This is a genomic window from Roseibium sp. RKSG952, assembly GCF_009711355.1.
The window spans coordinates 1-309 of record NZ_SMMF01000157.1; the positions used below are offsets into that span (position 1 = coordinate 1).

Below are 309 nucleotides of genomic sequence, written 5' to 3' on the forward strand. Positions count from 1 at the left end.
ATCAAGCAGGTCGAAATCCTGTCGGCCTTGAGAGAAGAACTGCCGGACATGCCTGAAGTTGATCCGGCACATTTGAGTGAGTTGCGGACACTGGCCCAGATCGCGGATGCGATGGGAGGTGGCGCCAAGGCGCAGATGGCTGCCGGGACCGTATCATCCGAAGCGGTGGACCGTCCCTCTGAAGCAGCGGTTGCTCCTGTACCGCCAACGCCTGCAAGTTCCGAACCGGCGGATAATCCGCAAGTTGCTCAAACGACGATTCTGGCGATTGTCGCCGAAAAAACCGGCTATCCCGCAGACATGCTCGAT

Annotated in this window: 1 protein-coding gene; it reads left to right on the plus strand. The window is 58.6% G+C overall.

Annotated features, from left to right (window positions below; genetic code table 11):
- Nucleotides 1-309: hypothetical protein (locus tag E1297_RS48715; RefSeq protein WP_196223070.1), on the plus strand; the 309-nt coding region annotated here is incomplete at both ends.